Origin of the sequence: Streptomyces sp. NPDC002328 (assembly GCF_042890065.1) — a bacterium.
Taxonomy (GTDB): domain Bacteria; phylum Actinomycetota; class Actinomycetes; order Streptomycetales; family Streptomycetaceae; genus Streptomyces.
In genome coordinates this window covers 1-20,706 of the sequence record NZ_JBIARQ010000007.1, presented here as the reverse complement: position 1 = coordinate 20,706, position 20,706 = coordinate 1, and the positions used below count along the sequence as shown (strand labels likewise).

The 20,706-nt window shown below is 71.3% G+C and carries 18 protein-coding genes; 15 read left to right on the top strand and 3 right to left on the bottom strand.

The genetic code is table 11. The annotated features are described in order from the left end of the window. The gene (gene nusB, locus ACFYX4_RS19450) at positions 1 to 435 is read left to right on the top strand and encodes a transcription antitermination factor NusB (RefSeq protein ID WP_389334285.1); all 435 of its coding nucleotides are present in this window, start codon (positions 1 to 3) and stop codon (positions 433 to 435) included. A gap of 61 nt (positions 436 to 496) precedes the next feature. Here nusB and ACFYX4_RS19445 read toward each other — a convergent pair whose 3' ends face one another. The 3 genes from ACFYX4_RS19445 to bldD all read right to left on the bottom strand — a co-directional run bounded on the left by ACFYX4_RS19445 (position 497) and on the right by bldD (position 5,107). Next, complete coding sequence (locus ACFYX4_RS19445; protein ID WP_389334282.1) at positions 497 to 1,255, bottom strand: hypothetical protein; 759 nt, start codon at positions 1,253 to 1,255, stop codon at positions 497 to 499. Next, positions 1,255 to 4,407 carry a CHAT domain-containing protein gene (locus ACFYX4_RS19440; protein ID WP_389334279.1) on the bottom strand — a complete coding sequence of 1,051 codons (3,153 nt, stop codon included), beginning with the start codon at positions 4,405 to 4,407 and terminating at the stop codon, positions 1,255 to 1,257. The genes ACFYX4_RS19445 and ACFYX4_RS19440 overlap by 1 nt, the downstream gene beginning before the upstream one ends. A 199-nt stretch (positions 4,408 to 4,606) precedes the next feature. After that, a complete protein-coding gene (gene bldD, locus ACFYX4_RS19435; protein ID WP_009313753.1) occupies positions 4,607 to 5,107 on the bottom strand; it encodes a transcriptional regulator BldD in 501 nt (166 codons plus the stop codon). Between the two features lie 255 nt (positions 5,108 to 5,362). Between bldD and pyrR the strand changes: the two genes are divergently transcribed. The 14 genes from pyrR to ACFYX4_RS19365 form a co-directional block, all read left to right on the top strand. After that, a complete protein-coding gene (pyrR, locus tag ACFYX4_RS19430; RefSeq protein WP_389334275.1) occupies positions 5,363 to 5,947 on the top strand; it encodes a bifunctional pyr operon transcriptional regulator/uracil phosphoribosyltransferase PyrR in 585 nt (194 codons plus the stop codon). An 81-nt stretch (positions 5,948 to 6,028) separates the two neighbouring features. Then, positions 6,029 to 7,027 carry an aspartate carbamoyltransferase catalytic subunit gene (locus ACFYX4_RS19425; protein WP_389334272.1) on the top strand — a complete coding sequence of 333 codons (999 nt, stop codon included), beginning with the start codon at positions 6,029 to 6,031 and terminating at the stop codon, positions 7,025 to 7,027. 6 nt (positions 7,028 to 7,033) lie between these two features. Next, on the top strand, positions 7,034 to 8,329 hold the full coding sequence (locus tag ACFYX4_RS19420) for a dihydroorotase (RefSeq protein WP_389334269.1): 1,296 nt from the start codon (positions 7,034 to 7,036) through the stop codon (positions 8,327 to 8,329). Next, on the top strand, positions 8,326 to 8,916 hold the full coding sequence (locus ACFYX4_RS19415; RefSeq protein WP_389334266.1) for a hypothetical protein: 591 nt from the start codon (positions 8,326 to 8,328) through the stop codon (positions 8,914 to 8,916). The genes ACFYX4_RS19420 and ACFYX4_RS19415 overlap by 4 nt, the downstream gene beginning before the upstream one ends. Then, entirely contained in the window at positions 8,913 to 10,076 is a 1,164-nt protein-coding gene (gene carA / locus ACFYX4_RS19410; RefSeq protein ID WP_389334263.1) for a glutamine-hydrolyzing carbamoyl-phosphate synthase small subunit, read from the top strand. The genes ACFYX4_RS19415 and carA overlap by 4 nt, the downstream gene beginning before the upstream one ends. Then, positions 10,069 to 13,377 (top strand): carbamoyl-phosphate synthase large subunit, encoded by a 3,309-nt coding sequence (gene carB / locus ACFYX4_RS19405; protein ID WP_389334260.1) that lies wholly within the window; start codon positions 10,069 to 10,071, stop codon positions 13,375 to 13,377. The genes carA and carB overlap by 8 nt, the downstream gene beginning before the upstream one ends. 58 nt (positions 13,378 to 13,435) lie before the next feature. Further along, positions 13,436 to 14,542 (top strand): quinone-dependent dihydroorotate dehydrogenase, encoded by a 1,107-nt coding sequence (locus tag ACFYX4_RS19400; protein WP_389334257.1) that lies wholly within the window; start codon positions 13,436 to 13,438, stop codon positions 14,540 to 14,542. Continuing rightward, positions 14,539 to 15,390: an orotidine-5'-phosphate decarboxylase gene (gene pyrF / locus ACFYX4_RS19395; protein ID WP_389334254.1), complete on the top strand. Its 852-nt coding sequence runs from the start codon at positions 14,539 to 14,541 to the stop codon at positions 15,388 to 15,390. Before ACFYX4_RS19400 ends, pyrF begins: the two co-directional genes overlap by 4 nt. A 322-nt stretch (positions 15,391 to 15,712) precedes the next feature. Then, on the top strand, positions 15,713 to 16,036 hold the full coding sequence (locus tag ACFYX4_RS19390) for an integration host factor (RefSeq protein ID WP_130444535.1): 324 nt from the start codon (positions 15,713 to 15,715) through the stop codon (positions 16,034 to 16,036). Between the two features lie 60 nt (positions 16,037 to 16,096). Further along, positions 16,097 to 16,690, top strand: a complete 594-nt coding sequence (gene gmk, locus ACFYX4_RS19385) for a guanylate kinase (RefSeq protein WP_389334251.1) — start codon at positions 16,097 to 16,099, stop codon at positions 16,688 to 16,690. A 50-nt stretch (positions 16,691 to 16,740) separates the two neighbouring features. Then, positions 16,741 to 17,013 (top strand): DNA-directed RNA polymerase subunit omega, encoded by a 273-nt coding sequence (gene rpoZ / locus ACFYX4_RS19380; RefSeq protein WP_003977348.1) that lies wholly within the window; start codon positions 16,741 to 16,743, stop codon positions 17,011 to 17,013. 123 nt (positions 17,014 to 17,136) lie between these two features. Next, the gene (gene coaBC, locus ACFYX4_RS19375; RefSeq protein ID WP_389334248.1) at positions 17,137 to 18,339 is read left to right on the top strand and encodes a bifunctional phosphopantothenoylcysteine decarboxylase/phosphopantothenate--cysteine ligase CoaBC; all 1,203 of its coding nucleotides are present in this window, start codon (positions 17,137 to 17,139) and stop codon (positions 18,337 to 18,339) included. A 263-nt stretch (positions 18,340 to 18,602) separates the two neighbouring features. Then, positions 18,603 to 19,811, top strand: coding sequence for a methionine adenosyltransferase (metK, locus tag ACFYX4_RS19370; RefSeq protein ID WP_389334245.1), 1,209 nt, complete (start codon positions 18,603 to 18,605; stop codon positions 19,809 to 19,811). A 180-nt stretch (positions 19,812 to 19,991) separates the two neighbouring features. Then, the coding region (locus tag ACFYX4_RS19365; RefSeq protein WP_389334242.1) for a transposase at positions 19,992 to 20,706 on the top strand (715 nt) is incomplete at its 3' end.

Here is a 20,706-nt window from a genome sequence, read left to right as displayed (position 1 = left end):
GTGGCCGCCCGCAACACGGCCCGCAAGCGCGCCTTCCAGATCCTCTTCGAGGGCGACCAGCGCGGCGTCGACGTCCTGACGGTCCTGGCGGACTGGATCCGGCTCTCCCGGGCCGACACCCGGCAGCCGCCGGTGAGCGAGTACACGATGCAGCTGGTCGAGGGCTACGCCGAGCACGCGAAGCGCATCGACGAGCTGATCGCCCAGTACTCCGTCGGCTGGACGCTGGACCGGATGCCCGTCGTCGACCGCAACATCCTGCGGCTCGGCGCCCACGAGCTGATCTGGGTGGACGAGACGCCGGACGCCGTCGTCCTCGACGAGATGGTGCAGCTGGCGAAGGAGTTCTCCACGGACGAGTCTCCGTCCTTCGTCAACGGCCTGCTCGGCCGCCTGAAGGAGCTCAAGCCGACCCTGCGCCGGGACGGGGTGTGACGTTCCGTCGCCCGATGGCGTGTCCAGGGCCCGCGGACCGGAGTCCGCGGGCCCTCGGCATCTACTGACCCGCCGACCCCGCCGACCCCGCCGACCCCGCCGGCAGTTCGCCGGCGGGAGCGGCGAACAGGGCAGGCGTGGCCGCCGCCCGCAGGTCGATGGTGTGCAGCCGGGACGGCAGGTCCGCCCGGCTGCGCAGCACCATCAGCTTCCGCAACGTGGCCGCCACGATGACCTCCGCCACCACGGCCGCACCGGCCGGAGCGCGCACCACCACGGCGAGCAGGACGTCCCCGCTCAGCGGCTGCCGCGCGACGTCGCGCAGCAGCCACTCCGGGTCGCTGCTGCCCAGGCCGTAGGCGGTGATGTACCGCTCCTCCTGCGAGCCGTCCGTCGCGAACTCGACCGAGGGCTCGACCACGACGAGCGGAACCGACAGGGCGAAACTCAGGCTGTGCCCGCTCGCCGCGCTCGCCGTGTCCGGGGACAGCGCCAGCGCCACCGGCTGCGGCCCCCCGCCCGGGACACTGAGCCTGATCCCGACGCGCGCCTCCTTGAAGGGCGCGTCGTCCCCGTCCGCGGCCGGACGGAACGTGCACACGAAGGCCACCACGAAGTAGTCGTCGGCGGGCGACAGCGAGGACAGCAGGGCGGGGTTCACGTTCAGCTCCGGCAGCTGCTCGGGCAGCAGCCGGGTGACGTACGGTTCGGTGACCGTCAGCCGCCGGGCGATGCGCTCCTCGGTGGTGTTGCCCTGGAGCGTCGCGGGGACGACGAGGTCGACGTCGTGTCCCGTGAGCGGCGGCACGGTGAGCGGCATCAGGCGCTCCTCTCGTCGGGGCGGCTCCAGCCGCCGTGATAGGTGAAGGCGCCCCAGTCCCGGTACTGCGGAAACCTGCCGCGGGTGACGGTCTGGGCATGACGGAACGCCCGGAGGGTGTCGTGGTGGCCGGCGAGGTGCCGGTGCAGCTCGCCGAAGAAGTACGTGGCCGCCTCCGTCCGCACCGGCCACAGACAGCCCACCACCGCGCGTGCCCCGGCCAGGAGGAACGCCGCCGGCAGCCCCCGGAGGTTGTCGGCGAGGTCGAATCTGCCGAGCCCCGACTCGCAGGCACTGAGGGTGACGAGGTCCACGCCGCGCAGGTCGGCGGTGAGCACGTCATGGCCGAACAGCCGCCCGTCCTTCCCGTCGCCGGGCGGATTGAGGTAGAGGCACTGGAACCAGGAGGCCTCCTGGCTGTGCGCCCCGTGCGCCGCCACATGGAGGTAGCGGGCGCCCTCGGCGTGCGCCAGCAGGGCCGCCGGCGTCGCGTCGGCGCCGGTCAGGGGCGTCCCGCCGGCCAGCGCGGCGACGGCCGTGGCGTGCTCGTCAAGGACGGGTTCGGACCGAAGCCCCCACGGGGTGCCGCCGTGCGCGGCCCCCAGCGAGACGAGTCCCTCGCCGACGCGGGGCCGGTCCCGTTCGAGGCCGGTGGCGCACAGCGGGCTGGGCACGGTGGTGACGGTCCAGTCGTCGGCCAGGGGACGCCCGTTTTGGTGCAGCAGCGGGAACGGCAGGAAGTGCAGGGGACCGTTGGCCCAGAAGCACAGATGCCGCTTGCCCTCGTCGTGCAGGCGGGTCAGGACCTCGGCCAGGCCGCCCAGCAGCCGCGGGAGGTCGAGGTGCTCGGCCGCGTCCCGGGCCACCGCGCGATGCAGGGGGTCGGTCCGTACGGCGGCCCGCACCGACTCCACCGTCAGGGCGAAGGGGTGCAGGGAATGGGTGTAGCCGTCCCTGCTCATCTGGATCACCGCGGCCGGCATGCCGCCGAACGGCAGCACGCGGATGTCCTGGACGTCCTCGCTGGTGATCGTCATCAGATGCAGGGCGGCGGCGGGCTGCCCGTCGGGCCCGGCGGCCTCCATCCGGCTCGGCTGCTGCCCGATCCACAGGGAGACCAGCACGGTGTCGGACGGCAGGGCCGCGACGATGTCGCTCAGCTCCGGGTGCCGCGAGGACCGGGCCGTGGAGCCCGGTGTGTACAGACGGCGGGACAACTGACGGTCGAAGGACCGCCGCAGGTTGCCGAGCATCTCGTCCTCGACGGCGCCGGACGTGACTTCCTGCGGACCGGCGTAGCAGAGCATCTCGAGATCCTCGCCCACGTCGTCGAGGCGGGGCGCGGCAGCCGCGCCCAACCGACTCTCGAGTGCGCCGATGCGGTCGCGAAGCTCCTCGAGGGCCTCGGCGGGCTGCCGAGGCCCCGGCTGCGCCAGGGCACGGGAGAAGTCGAGGCCCTTGGCGGCCGTGTGCAGCATCAGCAGCGCGGCGGGCGACGACGGTCCCGCGGCCGTCTGCGCCCCGAGTCCCTGCGCCGCCGCGAAGAGGGCGAAGGCCGACTCCTCGAAGACCCCGGCATGCAGTCGCGGAGCCACCACGGTGCGCAGCATCGCGATCGCGAGCAGGGCGTCGTCCCGGTCGCCTTCGACCGCGCACTCCACCATCAGCTCCAGCTCGCGCAGGGCCAGGTCCAGGAGGAAGAGGCCCGCGTAGTGCCGCGCGGCCATGGCGTGCCGGCCGATCGCCTCGGAGAGATCGCCCGCACGCCGGCAGTCGGCGGCGGCAGCCGCGGAGGCGTTGCCGAACAGGTGGCGGACCGCCGCGGAGACCTCGCGTTCCGCGTCCGGCAGCGGGTCGGGCAGCAGGTCCAGCAAGGTGCACGCCGTCCGGGCCCGGTCGCGCGCGCAGAGGTGGGCGGCCAGATGCAGCACGGCCGCCGCATCGGGCTCGGGTGCGTCGACCATGGCGGTCGCCGTCCGCTCGAGTTCCTCGGCGGTGGTCCGCTCGCCGGGGCAGGGGGTGGTGTCGCCGGGCAGGACGTGGACGTGGCTGTGCCAGGTCTCCCGGAGCTGCTCGGGCTGCTCCGCGTCGGGCAGTTCCCGGTAGACGGCCGACACGAGGTCGCGCAGCTGGTCCCGCTCGCCCGTCTCCCGTAACAGGCACAGCGCCTGGTCCACCGTGGCCCAGGTCTCCCGCGCGCCGTGCCGGCTCAGCGACTCGGCCAGGGGCAGCGGCAGAAGCTCCTCAAGGGTCGCCGGAGGCCGCTCGCCGTCGTAGTGGGCGAGAACGCGACGCAGGCGGACAGCGGTGACGGGATCGAGTGCGGGGTCGATGAGGCCGGCGGCGGTCCGGCTGTTCGCCAGCCAGGCGTCCGACAGCCAACCCTCGGCGGCGGAGTCGCTCATCAGGATGGCCAGCGCCTCGTTCACCGCGCTCAGGCACCGGGCGCGCTGGTGGCCCTCGCTGAGTCCCACCGCTCCGTAGAGGTAGGGGAGCGCTTCGAGGGCGGCGTCGACCGGGTGGGGGAGGGCGTCGAGGGTGTCGCCGTCGCCGTCGCCGTCGCCGTCGCCGTCGCCGTTGCCGTTGCCGTTGCCGTTGCCGTCGTCGCCGGAGCGGGCGGCGAAGAGGCGGGTGCGCAGCAGCCCGCGGACATGCCGGTCCTGGAGGAGCGGCGACGCGTCGAGGGGCGGGCGCCCGATGTGCGGGTGGACGCGGAGGATGCCGGCCGCGAACATGGTTTCGGCCAGCTCTTCGAGATCTCCGGTCCGGCGCAGCGTCTCGATCTGCTCGTCCGCGACGGCACAGGCCATGCGCAAGCGGTCACGGCTCGGGCGCTCGATCAGATCGAACCGCACCGACTCCACCAGGAGATCGGCCGCGTGCCACCAGGGCGAGGCCGTACCGCGTCCCCACCGGACCTCCGCCGCCGCGAGCGTCAGCCGCGCCAGGAGGTAGGCGGTGGCGGGCATACCCGTCCGCACGTGCCGGAAGCTGAGGTACACCAGCGACCGAGCCGCGTCCTCCGTCAGCGCCCAGTCGGGAGACCGGACGAGCCGCTCCGCGGCCTCCTCGCTCAGATGCCCGGCGTGGATGTCGCGCACCAGGCCGATGACGGTGTCGACCGCCTCGTCCCGCTGGTCATGTGCCGCCATGACCGTCCCCCGTCCCGTGATCGACGCAGCCAGGCAGGATCGTGACACAAGCGGCTGCCCGGTGAGAGGGGATCTGTCAGGATGAGGAAGAGCCGCGACAGCAGCGAGGGGCAACGCAGCGAGGGGCGGAACCGGGTCGGTTCCGCCCCTCGGGGCTGTGACGTTTCTGCGCGGTCGTCTCCGCCGGCCGAAGGAGCCGTCAGCTCTCCTCGTGGGAGACCGCGCGGCGCGCGTCCGCGTCCAGCACGCCCCAGCTGATCAGCTGCTCGGTGAGGACCGAGGGCGACTGGTCGTAGATGACGGCGAGCGTGCGCAGGTCGTCCTGGCGGATCGAGAGCACCTTGCCGTTGTAGTCGCCGCGCTGCGACTGGATCGTCGCCGCGTACCGCTGGAGGGGGCCCGCCTTCTCGACCGGGACGTGGGCCAGCCGCTCCAGGTCCAGGACCAGCTTCGGCGGGGGCTCCGCCGCGCCGCCGGGGGTGGTGCCGGGAAGGAGCTCCTGCACCGGGACGCCGTAGAAATCGGCCAGCTCCGCGAGGCGCTGCACGGTCACGGCACGGTCGCCGCGCTCGTACGAACCGACCACGACCGCCTTCCAGCGTCCCTGGGACTTCTCCTCGACACCGTGGAGGGAAAGGCCCTGCTGGGTGCGGATCGCCCGGAGCTTGGCCCCGAGCTGTTTGGCGTATTCGCTGGACATATGGCTCCCCGGCACTGGGTCGACGCGGCCTGGGCTTCAATTCCATGCCGCGCGGTTGGTAACTCACTGTGAGGTTACGCAGCGTGATTCTTCTGCGTCAAGCCGAATGGTCCACACCGACGCTTCCGTGGTATCGATGGCTGATTACGCCAAGGGGGTGAACAAGGGTGTCGTCCCCGCCTGCTACGGTGGATGGCGCAATTCCGACGTCCTTTAAGGTCCGTCCCGTGAGGCGGAGAAGGAGGTCCGTTTCGTATGGACACGCAAGCGAACACGCAGGAGTCAGAGCCGAGGCCCGTCCTCGAAGGCCCTGACATCGCGCGGGTGTTGACCCGCATCGCCCACGAGATCGTCGAGCGCGCCAAGGGCGCCGACGACGTGGTGCTCCTCGGCATCCCCACCCGGGGCGTCTTCCTCGGCCGGCGGCTCGCCGACAAGCTCGAGGAGATCACCGACCGCAAGATCCCGGTCGGCTCGCTCGACATCACCATGTACCGCGACGACCTGCGCATGCACCCGCCGCGTGCGCTGGCCCGCACGGAGATCCCCGGTGACGGCATCGACGGCAAGCTCGTCGTCCTCGTCGACGACGTGCTCTTCTCCGGCCGCACCATCCGCGCCGCCCTCGACGCCCTGAACGACATCGGGCGCCCCCGCGCGGTGCAGCTTGCGGTCCTCGTCGACCGCGGCCACCGCGAACTGCCCATCCGCGCCGACTACGTCGGCAAGAACCTCCCCACGTCGTTGCGGGAGACGGTCAAGGTCCAGCTCGCCGAGGAGGACGGTCGCGACACCGTGCTGCTCGGTGTGAAGCAGACCGCCCCGGGCGCGCAGCAGTAGCAGTCCGGCGTACGCCACCCGTGCGCGCCCCTGTGCGCCCGCATGCCCGAAATCTCCCACATGTCTTACGGAGCCTGACAGATGCAGCGTCATCTCATCTCGGCCGCCGACCTCACCCGCGACGACGCCGTCCACATCCTCGACACCGCCGAGGAGATGGCCCGGGTCGCCGACCGGCCCATCAAGAAGCTGCCGACCCTGCGCGGCCGCACCGTGGTGAACCTCTTCTTCGAGGACTCCACGCGCACCCGGATCTCCTTCGAGGCCGCCGAGAAGCGCCTCTCCGCCGACGTCATCAACTTCTCCGCGAAGGGCTCCAGCGTCTCCAAGGGCGAGTCCCTGAAGGACACCGCCCAGACGCTGGAGGCCATGGGCGTCGACGCCGTCGTCATCCGGCACGGCGCCTCCGGGGCCCCCTACCGCCTGGCCAACTCCGGCTGGATCGACGCGGCCGTCATCAACGCCGGCGACGGCACCCACCAGCACCCCACCCAGGCCCTGCTGGACGCCTTCACCATGCGCCGCCGGCTCGTCGGGCGGGACGCGGGCCTCGGCCAGGACCTGTCCGGCCGGCGCATCACCCTCGTCGGCGACGTCCTGCACAGCCGCGTCGCCCGCTCCAACGTCGACCTGCTGCACACCCTCGGCGCCGAGGTCACCCTCGTCGCCCCGCCCACCCTGGTCCCGGTCGGCGTCGAGACCTGGCCCTGCGAGGTCTCCTACGACCTCGACAGCACGCTGCCCAAGTCCGACGCGGTGATGATGCTGCGCGTGCAGCGCGAGCGGATGAACGCGGCGTTCTTCCCGACCGAGCGCGAGTACTCCCGCCGCTACGGCCTCGACGGCGACCGCATGGCGCGGATGCCCGAGCACGCCATCGTGATGCACCCCGGCCCGATGGTCCGCGGCATGGAGATCACCGCCGAGGTCGCCGACTCCGACCGCTGCACCGTCGTCGAGCAGGTCGCCAACGGAGTGTCGATCCGGATGGCCGTCCTGTACCTGCTCCTGGGCGGGAACGAACCCGCCGTCAGCCACGCCCGTACCGCCGGCGCCACCGGTCTCACCGAGGAGAAGTAACCGACCATGAGCAAGATCCTGATCCGTGGTGCGAAGGTGCTCGGCGGCGAGCCGCAGGACGTCCTGATCGACGGCGAGGTCATCCAGGCGGTCGGCGCCGGCCTGTCCGTCGAGGGAGTCGAGGGCGCGGAGGTCGTCGAGGCCGACGGCAAGGTGCTGCTGCCGGGGCTCGTCGACCTCCACACCCATCTGCGCGAGCCCGGCCGCGAGGACTCCGAGACCGTCCTCACCGGCACGCGCGCGGCGGCGAGCGGCGGCTACACCGCCGTGTTCGCCATGGCCAACACCTTCCCCGTCGCCGACACCGCCGGCGTGGTCGAGCAGGTCTACCGGCTCGGACGGGAGCACGGCTACTGCGACGTGCAGCCCATCGGCGCGGTCACCGTCGGCCTGGAGGGCCGCAAGCTCGCCGAACTCGGCGCCATGCACGAGTCGGCCGCCGGGGTCACCGTCTTCTCCGACGACGGCAAGTGCGTCGACGACGCCGTGATCATGCGGCGGGCGCTGGAGTACGTGAAGGCCTTCGGCGGGGTCGTCGCCCAGCACGCGCAGGAGCCGCGGCTGACCGAGGGCGCCCAGATGAACGAGGGGATCGTCTCCGCCGAGCTGGGCCTCGGCGGCTGGCCGGCGGTCGCCGAGGAGTCGATCATCGCCCGGGACGTCCTGCTCGCCGAGCACGTCGGCTCCCGCGTCCACATCTGCCACCTGTCGACCGCCGGCTCCGTCGAGATCGTCCGCTGGGCCAAGTCCCGCGGCATCGACGTCACCGCCGAGGTCACCCCGCACCACCTCCTCCTCACGGATGAGCTGGTGCGCTCCTACAACCCCGTCTACAAGGTGAACCCGCCGCTGCGCACCGAGCGTGACGTGCTCGCCCTGCGCGAGGCGCTCGCCGACGGCACGATCGACATCGTCGCCACCGACCACGCCCCCCACCCGCACGAGGACAAGGACTGCGAGTGGGCCGCGGCCGCCATGGGCATGGTCGGCCTGGAGACCGCGCTGTCGGTGGTCCAGGAGACGATGGTGGACACCGGGCTCCTCGACTGGGCAGCGGTCGCCGACCGCATGTCCTTCACGCCGGCCCGCATCGGTCGGGCCGGCGGCCACGGGCGTCCCGTCTCGGCAGGTGAGCCCGCCAACCTCACGCTCGTCGACACGGCATACCGTGGGTCGGTGGACCCCGCGGGCTTCGCCTCGCGCAGCCGGAACACCCCGTACGAGGGGCGTGAGCTGCCGGGCCGTGTCACGCACACCTGGCTCCGGGGCAAGGCCACGCTCGTCGACGGGAAGCTCACGTGACACCTGTAATCCTGCTGGCGGCCGAGAAGGAATCGGCCGAAGTGACCGACTGGGCCGCCCGCGCCGGCTGGGTCGTCGGCCTCGCCCTGTTCGTCGCGCTCCTCTACTGGCTGATGCGCGAGGGCTGGAAGTGGCGCGGCACGCTCCAGGGCGACCTGCCCGAGCTGCCCGCCGCGCCCGATGAGCCCGGTGCGGTCAGACTGACGATGAGCGGCCGCTACCACGGCTCCACCACCGCCGGGCAGTGGCTCGACCGCATCGTGGCGCACGGTCTGGGCGCGCGCAGCCGCGTCGAGCTCACCCTGACGGACGCGGGACTGGACGTCGTACGGCCCGGCGCGACCGACTTCTTCATCCCGGCCGGCGCGCTGCGCGAGGCGGTGCTCGGCAAGGGCATCGCCGGCAAGGTCCTCACCGAGGGCGGACTGCTCGTGGTGACCTGGGCGCACGGCGACAAGCTGATCGACTCCGGATTCCGCTCGGACCGCGCGGCCGAGCACAACGAGTGGGTCGACGCCGTCAACACCATGATCGACAAGACGGCAAGCAACACGGAAACCAAGACGGAAACGGAAGGCGCACGATGACGACCTCCACAAGGGGAGCCACAGCCACCAAGGTTCCCGCCGTACTCGTCCTGGAGGACGGCCGGACCTTCCGCGGCCGCGCCTACGGGGCCGTGGGGGAGACCTTCGGGGAAGCGGTGTTCTCCACCGGCATGACCGGCTACCAGGAGACCCTGACCGACCCCTCCTACGACCGGCAGATCGTCGTCGCGACCGCCCCGCAGATCGGCAACACCGGCTGGAACGACGAGGACGACGAGTCCCGCCGCATCTGGGTCTCCGGCTACGTCGTGCGTGACCCCGCGCGCGTGCCGTCCAACTGGCGCTCCCGGCGCTCCCTGGACGACGAACTGGTCGCCCAGGACGTCGTCGGCATCTCCGGCATCGACACCCGCGCGCTCACCCGCCATCTGCGCGAGCGCGGCTCCATGCGCGCCGGGATCTTCTCCGGCGAGGCGATCGCCCCCGAGGCCGAGCTCCTCGCGCGCGTGCAGGCCCAGCCGCAGATGAAGGGCGCGAGCCTCTACGAGGAGGTCGCCACCCAGGAGGCGTACGTCGTCCCGGCCGTCGGCGAGAAGCGGTTCACCGTGGCCGCGATCGACCTCGGCATCAAGGGCATGACCCCGCACCGCATGGCCGAGCGCGGCATCGAGGTGCACGTGCTCCCGGCGACCGCCACCGTCGAGGAGGTCTACGCCGTCAACCCCGACGGCGTGTTCTTCTCCAACGGCCCCGGCGACCCGGCCACGGCCGACGGCCCGGTGGCCCTGATGACCGCCGTCCTGGAGCGGAGGACGCCGCTGTTCGGCATCTGCTTCGGCAACCAGATCCTCGGCCGCGCCCTCGGCTTCGGCACCTACAAGCTGAAGTACGGCCACCGCGGCATCAACCAGCCGGTCCAGGACCGCACCACCGGCAAGGTGGAGGTCACCGCGCACAACCACGGCTTCGCCGTCGACGCCCCGCTCGACCGGGTCAGCGACACGAAGTTCGGCCGCGCCGAGGTGTCCCACGTCTGCCTCAACGACGACGTGGTGGAGGGCCTCCAGCTGCTCGACCAGCCCGCCTTCTCCGTCCAGTACCACCCCGAAGCGGCGGCCGGCCCGCACGACGCCGCCTACCTGTTCGACCGCTTCACGTCTTTGATGAGCACAGTTCCGATGGAGGGCCAGCGTGCCTAAGCGCACCGATATCCAGTCCGTCCTGGTCATCGGCTCCGGCCCGATCGTCATCGGCCAGGCCGCCGAGTTCGACTACTCCGGCACCCAGGCGTGCCGCGTCCTGCGGGCCGAGGGCCTGCGGGTGATCCTCGTCAACTCCAACCCGGCGACGATCATGACCGACCCGGAGATCGCCGACGCCACCTACGTCGAGCCGATCACCCCGGAGTTCGTCGAGAAGATCATCGCCAAGGAGCGCCCCGACGCCCTCCTGCCCACCCTGGGCGGTCAGACGGCCCTCAACACGGCCATCTCGCTGCACGAGAACGGCGTCCTGGAGAAGTACGGCGTCGAGCTGATCGGCGCCAACGTCGAGGCCATCAACAAGGGCGAGGACCGCGACCTGTTCAAGGAGGTCGTGGAGGAGGTCCGCAAGAAGATCGGGCACGGCGAGTCCGCCCGCTCCGTGATCTGCCACACCATGGACGAGGTCGTCGCCGGCGTCGACACGCTCGGCGGCTACCCCGTCGTCGTCCGCCCCTCCTTCACCATGGGCGGCGCCGGCTCCGGCTTCGCCCACGACGAGGAGGAGCTGCGCCGCATCGCCGGCCAGGGCCTCACGCTCTCCCCGACCACCGAGGTGCTCCTGGAGGAGTCCATCCTCGGCTGGAAGGAGTACGAGCTGGAGCTGATGCGCGACAAGAACGACAACGTCGTGGTCGTCTGCTCCATCGAGAACTTCGACCCGATGGGCGTCCACACCGGCGACTCGATCACCGTCGCGCCCTCGATGACGCTCACCGACCGCGAGTACCAGACCCTGCGCGACATCGGCATCGCCGTGATCCGCGAGGTCGGCGTCGACACCGGCGGCTGCAACATCCAGTTCGCGGTCAACCCCGAGGACGGCCGGGTCATCGTCATCGAGATGAACCCGCGCGTGTCTCGCTCCTCGGCCCTCGCCTCCAAGGCGACCGGCTTCCCCATCGCCAAGATCGCCGCCAAGCTCGCCGTCGGCTACACCCTCGACGAGATCCCCAACGACATCACTCAGGAGACCCCGGCCTCCTTCGAGCCCACGCTCGACTACGTGGTCGTCAAGGCCCCGCGGTTCGCCTTCGAGAAGTTCCCGAGCGCCGACTCCACCCTCACGACCACCATGAAGTCGGTCGGCGAGGCCATGGCCATCGGCCGCAACTTCACCGAGGCGTTCCAGAAGGCGATGCGCTCGCTGGAGAAGAAGGGCAGCCAGTTCACCTTCGTCGGCGACCCCGGCGACAAGACCGCGCTGCTCGAGGCGTCGGTGCGCCCCACCGACGGCCGGATCAACACCGTCATGGGCGCCATCCGCGCGGGCGCCACGCCCGAGGAGGTCTTCGCCTACACGAAGATCGACCCCTGGTTCGTCGACCAGCTCTTCCTGATCAAGGAGATCGCCGACGAGCTGGCCGCGGCCGACCGCCTCGACGCCGGCCTGCTCGCCGAGGCCAAGCGGCACGGCTTCTCCGACCAGCAGATCGCCGAGATCCGCGGGCTGCGCGAGGACGTCGTACGCGAGGTGCGGCACGCGCTGGGCGTGCGCCCGGTCTACAAGACCGTCGACACCTGCGCCGCCGAGTTCGCCGCGAAGACGCCGTACTTCTACTCCTCCTACGACGAGGAGAGCGAGGTCGCCCCGCGCGAGAAGCCGGCCGTCATCATCCTGGGCTCCGGCCCCAACCGCATCGGCCAGGGCATCGAGTTCGACTACTCCTGCGTCCACGCCTCCTTCGCGCTCAGCGACGCCGGCTACGAGACCGTGATGGTCAACTGCAACCCGGAGACCGTCTCCACCGACTACGACACCTCCGACCGCCTGTACTTCGAGCCGCTGACGCTGGAAGACGTGCTGGAGATCGTCCACGCGGAGGAGCAGGCCGGCCCGATCGCCGGCGTCGTCGTCCAGCTCGGCGGCCAGACCCCGCTGGGCCTCGCGCAGGCGCTCAAGGACAACGGCGTGCCGATCGTCGGCACCCCGCCCGAGGCCATCCACGCGGCCGAGGACCGGGGCGCCTTCGGACGCGTCCTCGCCGAGGCGGGCCTGCCGGCCCCCAAGCACGGCACGGCCACCACCTTCGCCGAGGCCAAGGCCATCGCCGACGAGATCGGCTACCCCGTCCTGGTGCGGCCCTCGTACGTCCTCGGCGGACGCGGCATGGAGATCGTCTACGACGAGACCCGGCTGTCCGCCTACATCGCCGAGTCCACCGAGATCAGCCCCACCCGGCCGGTCCTCGTCGACCGCTTCCTCGACGACGCCATCGAGATCGACGTCGACGCCCTCTACGACGGCGAGGAGCTGTACCTCGGCGGCGTCATGGAGCACATCGAGGAGGCCGGAATCCACTCCGGCGACTCGGCGTGCGCCCTCCCCCCGATCACCCTGGGCGGCTTCGACATCAAGCGGCTGCGCGCCTCGACGGAGGCCATCGCCAAGGGCGTCGGCGTCCGCGGCCTGATCAACATCCAGTTCGCCATGGCCGGCGACATCCTCTACGTCCTGGAGGCCAACCCGCGCGCGTCCCGCACGGTCCCCTTCACCTCGAAGGCGACCGCGGTGCCGCTGGCGAAGGCCGCCGCCCGGATCTCCCTGGGCGCGACCGTCGCCCAGCTGCGCTCCGAGGGGATCCTCCCGGCGACCGGCGACGGCGGCGAACTGCCGCTGGACGCGCCGATCTCCGTCAAGGAGGCCGTGATGCCGTGGACCCGCTTCCGGGACACCTCCGGACGCGGCGTCGACACCGTCCTCGGCCCGGAGATGCGCTCCACCGGCGAGGTCATGGGCATCGACACCGTCTTCGGCACGGCGTACGCCAAGTCGCAGGCGGGCGCGTACGGCCCGCTGCCCACCAAGGGCCGCGCCTTCATCTCCGTCGCCAACCGCGACAAGCGCTCGATGATCTTCCCGGCGCGCGAGCTGGTCGCCCACGGCTTCGAACTGCTCGCCACCTCCGGCACCGCCGAGGTCCTCAAGCGCAACGGCATCAACGCCACCGTCGTGCGCAAGCAGTCCGAGGGCACCGGCCCCAACGGTGAGAAGACCATCGTCCAGCTCATCCACGACGGCGAGGTCGACCTCATCGTCAACACCCCGTACGGCACCGGCGGCCGGCTCGACGGCTACGAGATCCGCACGGCGGCCGTGGCGCGGTCCGTGCCGTGCCTGACGACGGTCCAGGCGCTCGCCGCGGCCGTCCAGGGCATCGACGCCCTCAACCACGGCGACGTGGGCGTCCGCTCGCTCCAGGAACACGCGGAACACCTGACCGCGGCCCGCGACTAGCAGCCCACGAGGGGGACACCGGAAACGGTGTCCCCCTCTTCATGAGAAGACCTGGGACATGTACAAGATTCTCTTCCGACTGGTGTTCCGGCGGATGGACCCCGAGAACGCCCACCACCTCGCCTTCCGGTGGATCCGCCTCGCCGCCCGCGTCCCCGTGCTGCGCACCTTCCTCGCGGCCGCCCTCGCCCCCCGGCACAAGGAGCTGCGCACGGAGGCCTTCGGGTTGCGCATGCACGGTCCCTTCGGGCTCGCCGCCGGCTTCGACAAGAACGCGGTCGCCGTCGACGGCATGGCGATGCTGGGCTTCGACCACGTCGAGATCGGCACCGTCACCGGCGAGCCGCAGCCCGGCAACCCCAGGAAGCGGCTGTTCCGCCTGGTCGCCGACCGGGCGCTGATCAACCGCATGGGCTTCAACAACGAGGGCTCGCTGACGGTCGCCGCGCGCCTGGCCTCCCGCGAGCCCGTCTTCAAGACGGTCGTCGGCGTCAACATCGGCAAGACCAAGGTCGTACCGGAGGGGGAGGCCGTCCTCGACTACGTGAAGTCGACCGAACGGCTCTCGCCGTACGCCGACTACCTGGTCGTCAACGTCTCCTCCCCGAACACGCCCGGCCTGCGCGACCTCCAGGCCACCGACGCGCTGCGTCCGCTGCTGCGGGCCGTCCGCGACGCCGCCGACCGCACGGTGCTCGACCGCCGCGTCCCGCTGCTGGTGAAGATCGCCCCGGACCTGGCCGACGAGGACGTCGACGCGGTCGCCGACCTCGCCGTCGAACTCGGCCTGGACGGCATCATCGCCACCAACACCACCATCGCGCGCGAGGGCCTCGGCCTGACCTCCGCGCCCTCGCTGGTCAAGGAGACCGGCGGCCTGTCCGGCGCCCCGCTGAAGGCCCGCTCCCTGGAGGTGCTGCGCCGCCTCTACGCGCGCGTGGGCGACCGGATCACCCTGGTGGGCGTCGGCGGCATCGAGAACGCCGAGGACGCCTGGCAGCGCATCCTCGCCGGCGCCACCCTCGTCCAGGGCTACAGCGCCTTCGTCTACGAGGGGCCCTTCTGGGGCCGCGCCGTCCACAAGGGGCTCGCGGCGCGCCTGCGCACCAGCCCGTACGCCACGCTGGCCGACGCGGTCGGCGCCGACGTCAGGAGGACCGTATGACCCTGGAGCCCTTCGGCGCGCGTCTGCGCCGGGCCATGGACGAGCGCGGCCCGCTGTGCGTCGGCATCGACCCGCACGCCTCCCTGCTCGCCGAGTGGGGGCTGAACGACGACGTCGCAGGGCTGGAGCGGTTCAGCCGGACCGTCGTCGAGGCGATGGCCGACCGGGTCGCCGTCCTGAAGCCGCAGAGCGCCTTCTTCGAACGCTTCGGCTCGCGCGGCATCGCCGTCCTGGAGCGGTCGGTGGAGGAGGCGCGGGCGGCCGGCGCGCTCGTCGTCATGGACGCCAAGCGCGGCGACATCGGCTCGACCATGGCCGCGTACGCCGAGACCTTCCTGCGCAAGGACGCCCCGCTGTTCTCCGACGCCCTCACCGTCTCGCCGTACCTCGGCTACGGCTCGCTCTCGCCGGCGGTGGCGCTGGCGCGGGAGAGCGGCGCCGGGCTGTTCGTGCTGGCGCTGACCTCCAACCCGGAGGGCGGCGAGGTGCAGCACGCGGTGCGCGTCGACGACCACGCCGGGCGGAACGTGGGCGCGACGATGCTGGCGCACCTGGCCGCCGAGAACGCGGGGGAGGAGCCGCTCGGTTCCTTCGGCGCGGTCGTCGGCGCCACGCTGGGCGACCTGTCGACGTACGACCTCGACGTCAACGGCCCGCTGCTGGCGCCCGGCATCGGGGCGCAGGGGGCGACGCCGGCCGATCTGCCGCGGGTCTTCGGCGCCGCGGTGCGCAACGTCGTGCCGAACGTCAGCCGCGGTGTGCTGCGCCATGGTCCCGACGTCGTCGCGCTGCGTGAGGCCGCGGAGCGGTTCGCGCGGGAGATCCGGGCCGCCGTGACGGCCGGCTGACCCTCTTCGGCCGCCCCGGCCGGGGGCCCGACCGGGGCCCGGTCGGGCGGCCGTGGGGCGACTTGAGTCTGGATACATCCTCAAATCCGGGGCACTTTGCCCCATATGTCCGGCCTGACGGAGGCTGACCAGGACTTTTCCTCTGTTCTCGCTGACTCTGGCGGAGTTGGCCGCTAGTCTCCGACGGGTGGGGACACCTCCCACACCCTTTAGGTAGTGGGGGAGAATGGGCAAGCGTGTTGCTCGTAGCTCCCCTGGTGTGGGGCGACTAGGTTCCTCACCGGTCCGTATCCGACAGTTCGACATCCGAGGTGACGTAGGCGTGGCTCTTCCGCCCCTTACCCCCGAACAGCGCGCAGCCGCGCTCGAAAAGGCCGCCGCGGCTCGCCGGGAGCGGGCCGAGGTCAAGAATCGACTCAAGCACTCCGGCGCCTCCCTTCACGAGGTCATCAAGCAGGGCCAGGAGAACGACGTCATCGGCAAGATGAAGGTCTCCGCCCTGCTCGAGTCGCTCCCGGGCGTGGGCAAGGTCCGCGCCAAGCAGATCATGGAGCGTCTCGGCATCTCCGAGAGCCGCCGCGTGCGTGGTCTCGGTTCCAACCAGATCGCCTCCCTGGAGCGCGAGTTCGGCGAGACCGCCAAGTGAGTCCCGGGCGTTCCGGGAGGGCCGTCCCGGACGCCGTGGGATAGCTGGAATAATCGCTGTATGGCTGCAACACCCCGGGGGACGACCCCCGTACCCCCGGACGCACGTCCGCGGCTGACCGTGCTCTCCGGCCCCTCCGGTGTCGGCAAGAGCACGGTCGTCGCGCATATGCGCAAGGAACACCCCGAGGTCTGGCTCTCGGTGTCGGCGACGACCCGCAAGCCCCGCCCCGGCGAACAGCACGGAGTCCACTACTTCTTCGTCACGGACGACGAGATGGACAAGCTGATCGCCAACGGCGAGCTGCTGGAGTGGGCCGAGTTCGCCGGCAACCGCTACGGCACCCCGCGGGCCGCCGTGCTGGAGCGGCTGGAGGCGGGCGAGCCCGTGCTCCTGGAGATCGATCTCCAGGGCGCGCGGCAGGTCCGCGAGTCCATGCCCGAGGCCCAGCTGGTGTTCCTGGCCCCTCCCTCCTGGGAGGAGCTGGTGCGCCGGCTCACCGGCCGGGGCACCGAGCCGCCCGAGGTGATCGCACGCCGGCTGGAGGCGGCGAAGGTCGAACTGGCGGCCGAGCCGGAGTTCGACGAGACCCTGGTCAACACCTCTGTCGAGGACGTGGCGCGTGAGCTGCTAGCCTTGATGGATGTCGTGTGATCACGATTGTGATCAACGTCCGTCTTTTCCCATCCATCGGAAGGTAGAGCGTGTCCTCTTCCATCTCCGCGCCCGAGGGCATCATCAACCCGCCGATCGACGAGCTCCTCGAGGCCACCGACTCGAAGTACAGCCTCGTGATCTACGCGGCCAAGCGGGCCCGCCAGATCAACGCGTACTACTCGCAGCTCGGTGAGGGCCTCCTCGAGTACGTCGGTCCGCTCGTCGACACCCACGTCCACGAGAAGCCGCTCTCGATCGCGCTGCGCGAGATCAACGCGGGGCTGCTGACCTCCGAGGCCATCGAAGGCCCCGCTCAGTAGTATTTTCAGCTCGCAGGTGGTTTTTCCACAGGCCCGGCAGCACGGCTGCCGGGCCTGTGGTGTCTGATGGACTGTGCACGCCGGGAGCCGCGGTGTGCTCATGCCGAGGTCCGGGGAGAGACGGTGGACAAGCCGAAGGTCGTTCTGGGGGTCAGTGGCGGCATCGCCGCCTACAAGGCCTGTGAGCTGCTGCGCAGACTGACGGAGTCCGGCCATGAGGTGCGGGTCGTCCCCACCGCCTCCGCCCTCCGCTTCGTCGGCGCCCCCACCTGGTCCGCCCTCTCCGGCAACCCGGTCTCCACCGAGGTCTGGGACGACGTCCACGAGGTCCCGCACGTCCGCATCGGCCAGCACGCCGACCTGGTGGTCGTCGCCCCCGCCACCGCCGACCTGCTGGCCAAGGCCGCCCACGGCCTCGCCGACGACCTGCTGACCAACACCCTGCTCACGGCCCGATGTCCGGTCGTCTTCGCCCCCGCGATGCACACCGAGATGTGGGAGCACCCGGCCACCCAGGAGAACGTGGCGACGCTGCGCCGCCGGGGAGCCGTCGTCGTGGAACCGGCCGTGGGCCGTCTCACCGGCGTCGACACCGGCAAGGGCCGGCTGCCCGACCCGGCCGAGATCTTCGAGGTCTGCCGCCGGGTCCTCGCCAGAGGAGTGCGCGAGCCCGACCTCGCCGGACGGCACGTCGTGGTCAGCGCCGGCGGCACCCGTGAGCCCCTCGACCCCGTCCGCTTCCTCGGCAACCGGTCCTCCGGCAAGCAGGGCTACGCCCTCGCCCGCACCGCCGCCGCCCGCGGCGCCCGGGTCACCCTGCTCGCGGCCAACACCGGGATGCCCGACCCCGCCGGCGTCGACGTCGTCCAGGTCGGCACGGCCGTGCAGCTGCGCGAGGCCGTCCTCAAGGCCGCCGCGGACGCCGACGCGGTCGTCATGGCCGCTGCCGTCGCCGACTTCCGCCCCGCGGTCTACGCGACCGGGAAGATCAAGAAGAAGGACGGCCAGGAGCCGGCGCCCGTCGCCCTCGTCAGAAATCCGGACATCCTCGCCGAGGTCTCCGCCGAACGCGCCCGCCCCGGCCAGGTGGTCGTCGGCTTCGCCGCCGAGACGGACGACGTGCTGGCCAACGGCCGCACGAAGCTGCGCCGCAAGGGATGCGATCTGCTCGTGGTGAACGAGGTGGGGGAGCGCAAGACCTTCGGCGCCGAGGAGAACGAGGCGGTCGTCCTGGGCGCCGACGGCAGCGAGACGCCCGTGCCGCACGGCCCCAAGGAAGCCCTCGCCGACACCGTGTGGGACCTGGTGGCGCAACGCCTGGGGTGAATTTGCGGGCGGATGTCCCGTACGCTCACCGAATGGCCTCGAGCCCCGCTGGAATCCGCGGGATCGGGGCGTGGCCCCCTGGCCAACGGCGCTCCGCATTGGGCAGAATGCGCGTGCCGCAGGTCACAGTGCTCCCGAGTGGCGAGACACGAGGGCCGATGGCCGAGCTCGACCGATAAACTGTTCCTCGGATGACGCCGGGCGCAGCCCCCGACGCGTCCGCCCATGATCAGCCAGCAGCCGCTGCAACCCCAGGGAGCGTTGTGTCCCGTCGCCTGTTCACTTCGGAGTCCGTGACCGAGGGTCACCCCGACAAGATCGCTGACCAGATCAGCGACACCATTCTCGACGCGCTTCTGCGCGAGGACCCGACCTCCAGGGTCGCGGTCGAGACCCTGATCACGACCGGTCTGGTGCACGTGGCCGGTGAGGTCACCACCCAGGCCTACGCACCGATCCCGCAGCTGGTCCGGGAGAAGATCCTGGAGATCGGCTACGACTCCTCCAAGAAGGGCTTCGACGGCGCCTCCTGCGGTGTCTCGGTGTCCATCGGCGCGCAGTCCCCGGACATCGCCCAGGGCGTCGACACGGCTTACGAGTCCCGGGTCGAGGGCGACGAGGACGAGCTGGACCGGCAGGGCGCCGGCGACCAGGGGCTGATGTTCGGCTACGCGTCCGACGAGACGCCGACGCTGATGCCGCTGCCGATCTTCCTCGCGCACCGTCTGTCCAAGCGCCTGTCGGACGTCCGCAAGAACGGGACCATCCCCTACCTGCGCCCCGACGGCAAGACCCAGGTCACCATCGAGTACGACGGCGACAAGGCGGTCCGCCTGGACACGGTCGTCGTCTCCTCGCAGCACGCGTCGGACATCGACCTCGACTCGCTGCTCACGCCGGACATCCGCGAGTTCGTCGTGGAGCCGGAGCTTCAGGCGCTCCTCGGCGAGGGCATCAAGCTCGACACCGAGAACTACCGTCTGCTGGTCAACCCCACCGGCCGCTTCGAGATCGGCGGCCCGATGGGCGACGCCGGCCTGACCGGCCGCAAGATCATCATCGACACCTACGGCGGCTTCGCCCGCCACGGCGGCGGCGCCTTCTCCGGCAAGGACCCGTCCAAGGTCGACCGCTCCGCCGCCTACGCGATGCGCTGGGTCGCCAAGAACGTGGTCGCCGCCGGTCTGGCCGCGCGCTGCGAGGTCCAGGTCGCCTACGCGATCGGCAAGGCCGAGCCCGTCGGTCTCTTCATCGAGACCTTCGGCACCCACAAGATCGACCCCGAGAAGATCGAGAAGGCCATCGACGAGGTCTTCGACCTCCGTCCGGCCGCGATCATCCGCGACCTCGACCTGCTCCGCCCGATCTACGCCCAGACCGCCGCGTACGGCCACTTCGGCCGTGAGATCCCCGACTTCACGTGGGAGCGCACGGACCGCGTGGACGCGCTGCGGGAGGCGGCGGGGCTGTAAGGGGTCCCTGCACCCTCACTCCCTGCGGTCGACGCCGTCGCGTCGACGCCCTTCGGCTGACGTGCGAGGCCCGGTCCCCTCTGGGGATGCTGTTGGTTTATTCGGGCCTGTGCGTGACGTTGGCCTTCAAGACCCGGTTGTGGTCTTGAAGGCCGACGTTGTCGTATGGGGTGGGTGCGGATGTCGATGCAGCCGAAGGGGTCTGGGGAGATCCCGGCGGAGACGGTGCGGGTGGCACAGGCCGCGTTCCCGAAGGGGAGCCTGGCGATCCGTGTGAGGGACGAGCTGGGGCCGTTGTTCAGCGACGAACAGTTCGCCGACTTGTTTCCAGCGCGGGGGAAGCCTGCCTGTTCGCCGGGGCGCCTCGCGATGGTGCTGGTGCTGCAGTTCGTGGAGGGGCTGACCGACCGGCAGGCGGCGGAGGCGGTGCGGGCCCGGATCGACTGGAAGTACGCACTCGGGCTGGAGCTCGCCGATGCCGGCTTCGACTACTCGGTGCTCTCGGAGTTCCGCGACCGGCTCGTCGGAGCCGGCGGGGGCCGGGAGATCCTGGACTCGGTCCTGGCGGCCGCCCGGCGGCAGGGGCTGGTCACCGCCCGGGGCCGGGCACGGACCGACTCCACCCACGTGCTGTCCGCGGTGCGCGAGCTGAACCAGCTGGAACTGGTCGCGGAAACCCTGCGCTCCGCGCTGAACGCCGTGGCCCTGGCCGAGCCGGGCTGGCTGAGCGCGCGCGCCCGGCCGGAATGGTTCAGGCACTACGCCACCCGGGCCGAGGACTCCCGGTTCCCCAAGGACCAATCCCGCCGGGACCAGACGTATCGGCGGGTCGGCGATGACGGCATGCACCTGCTGCGGAACATCTGGGCCCAGGACGCGCCGCCGGGACTGCGGG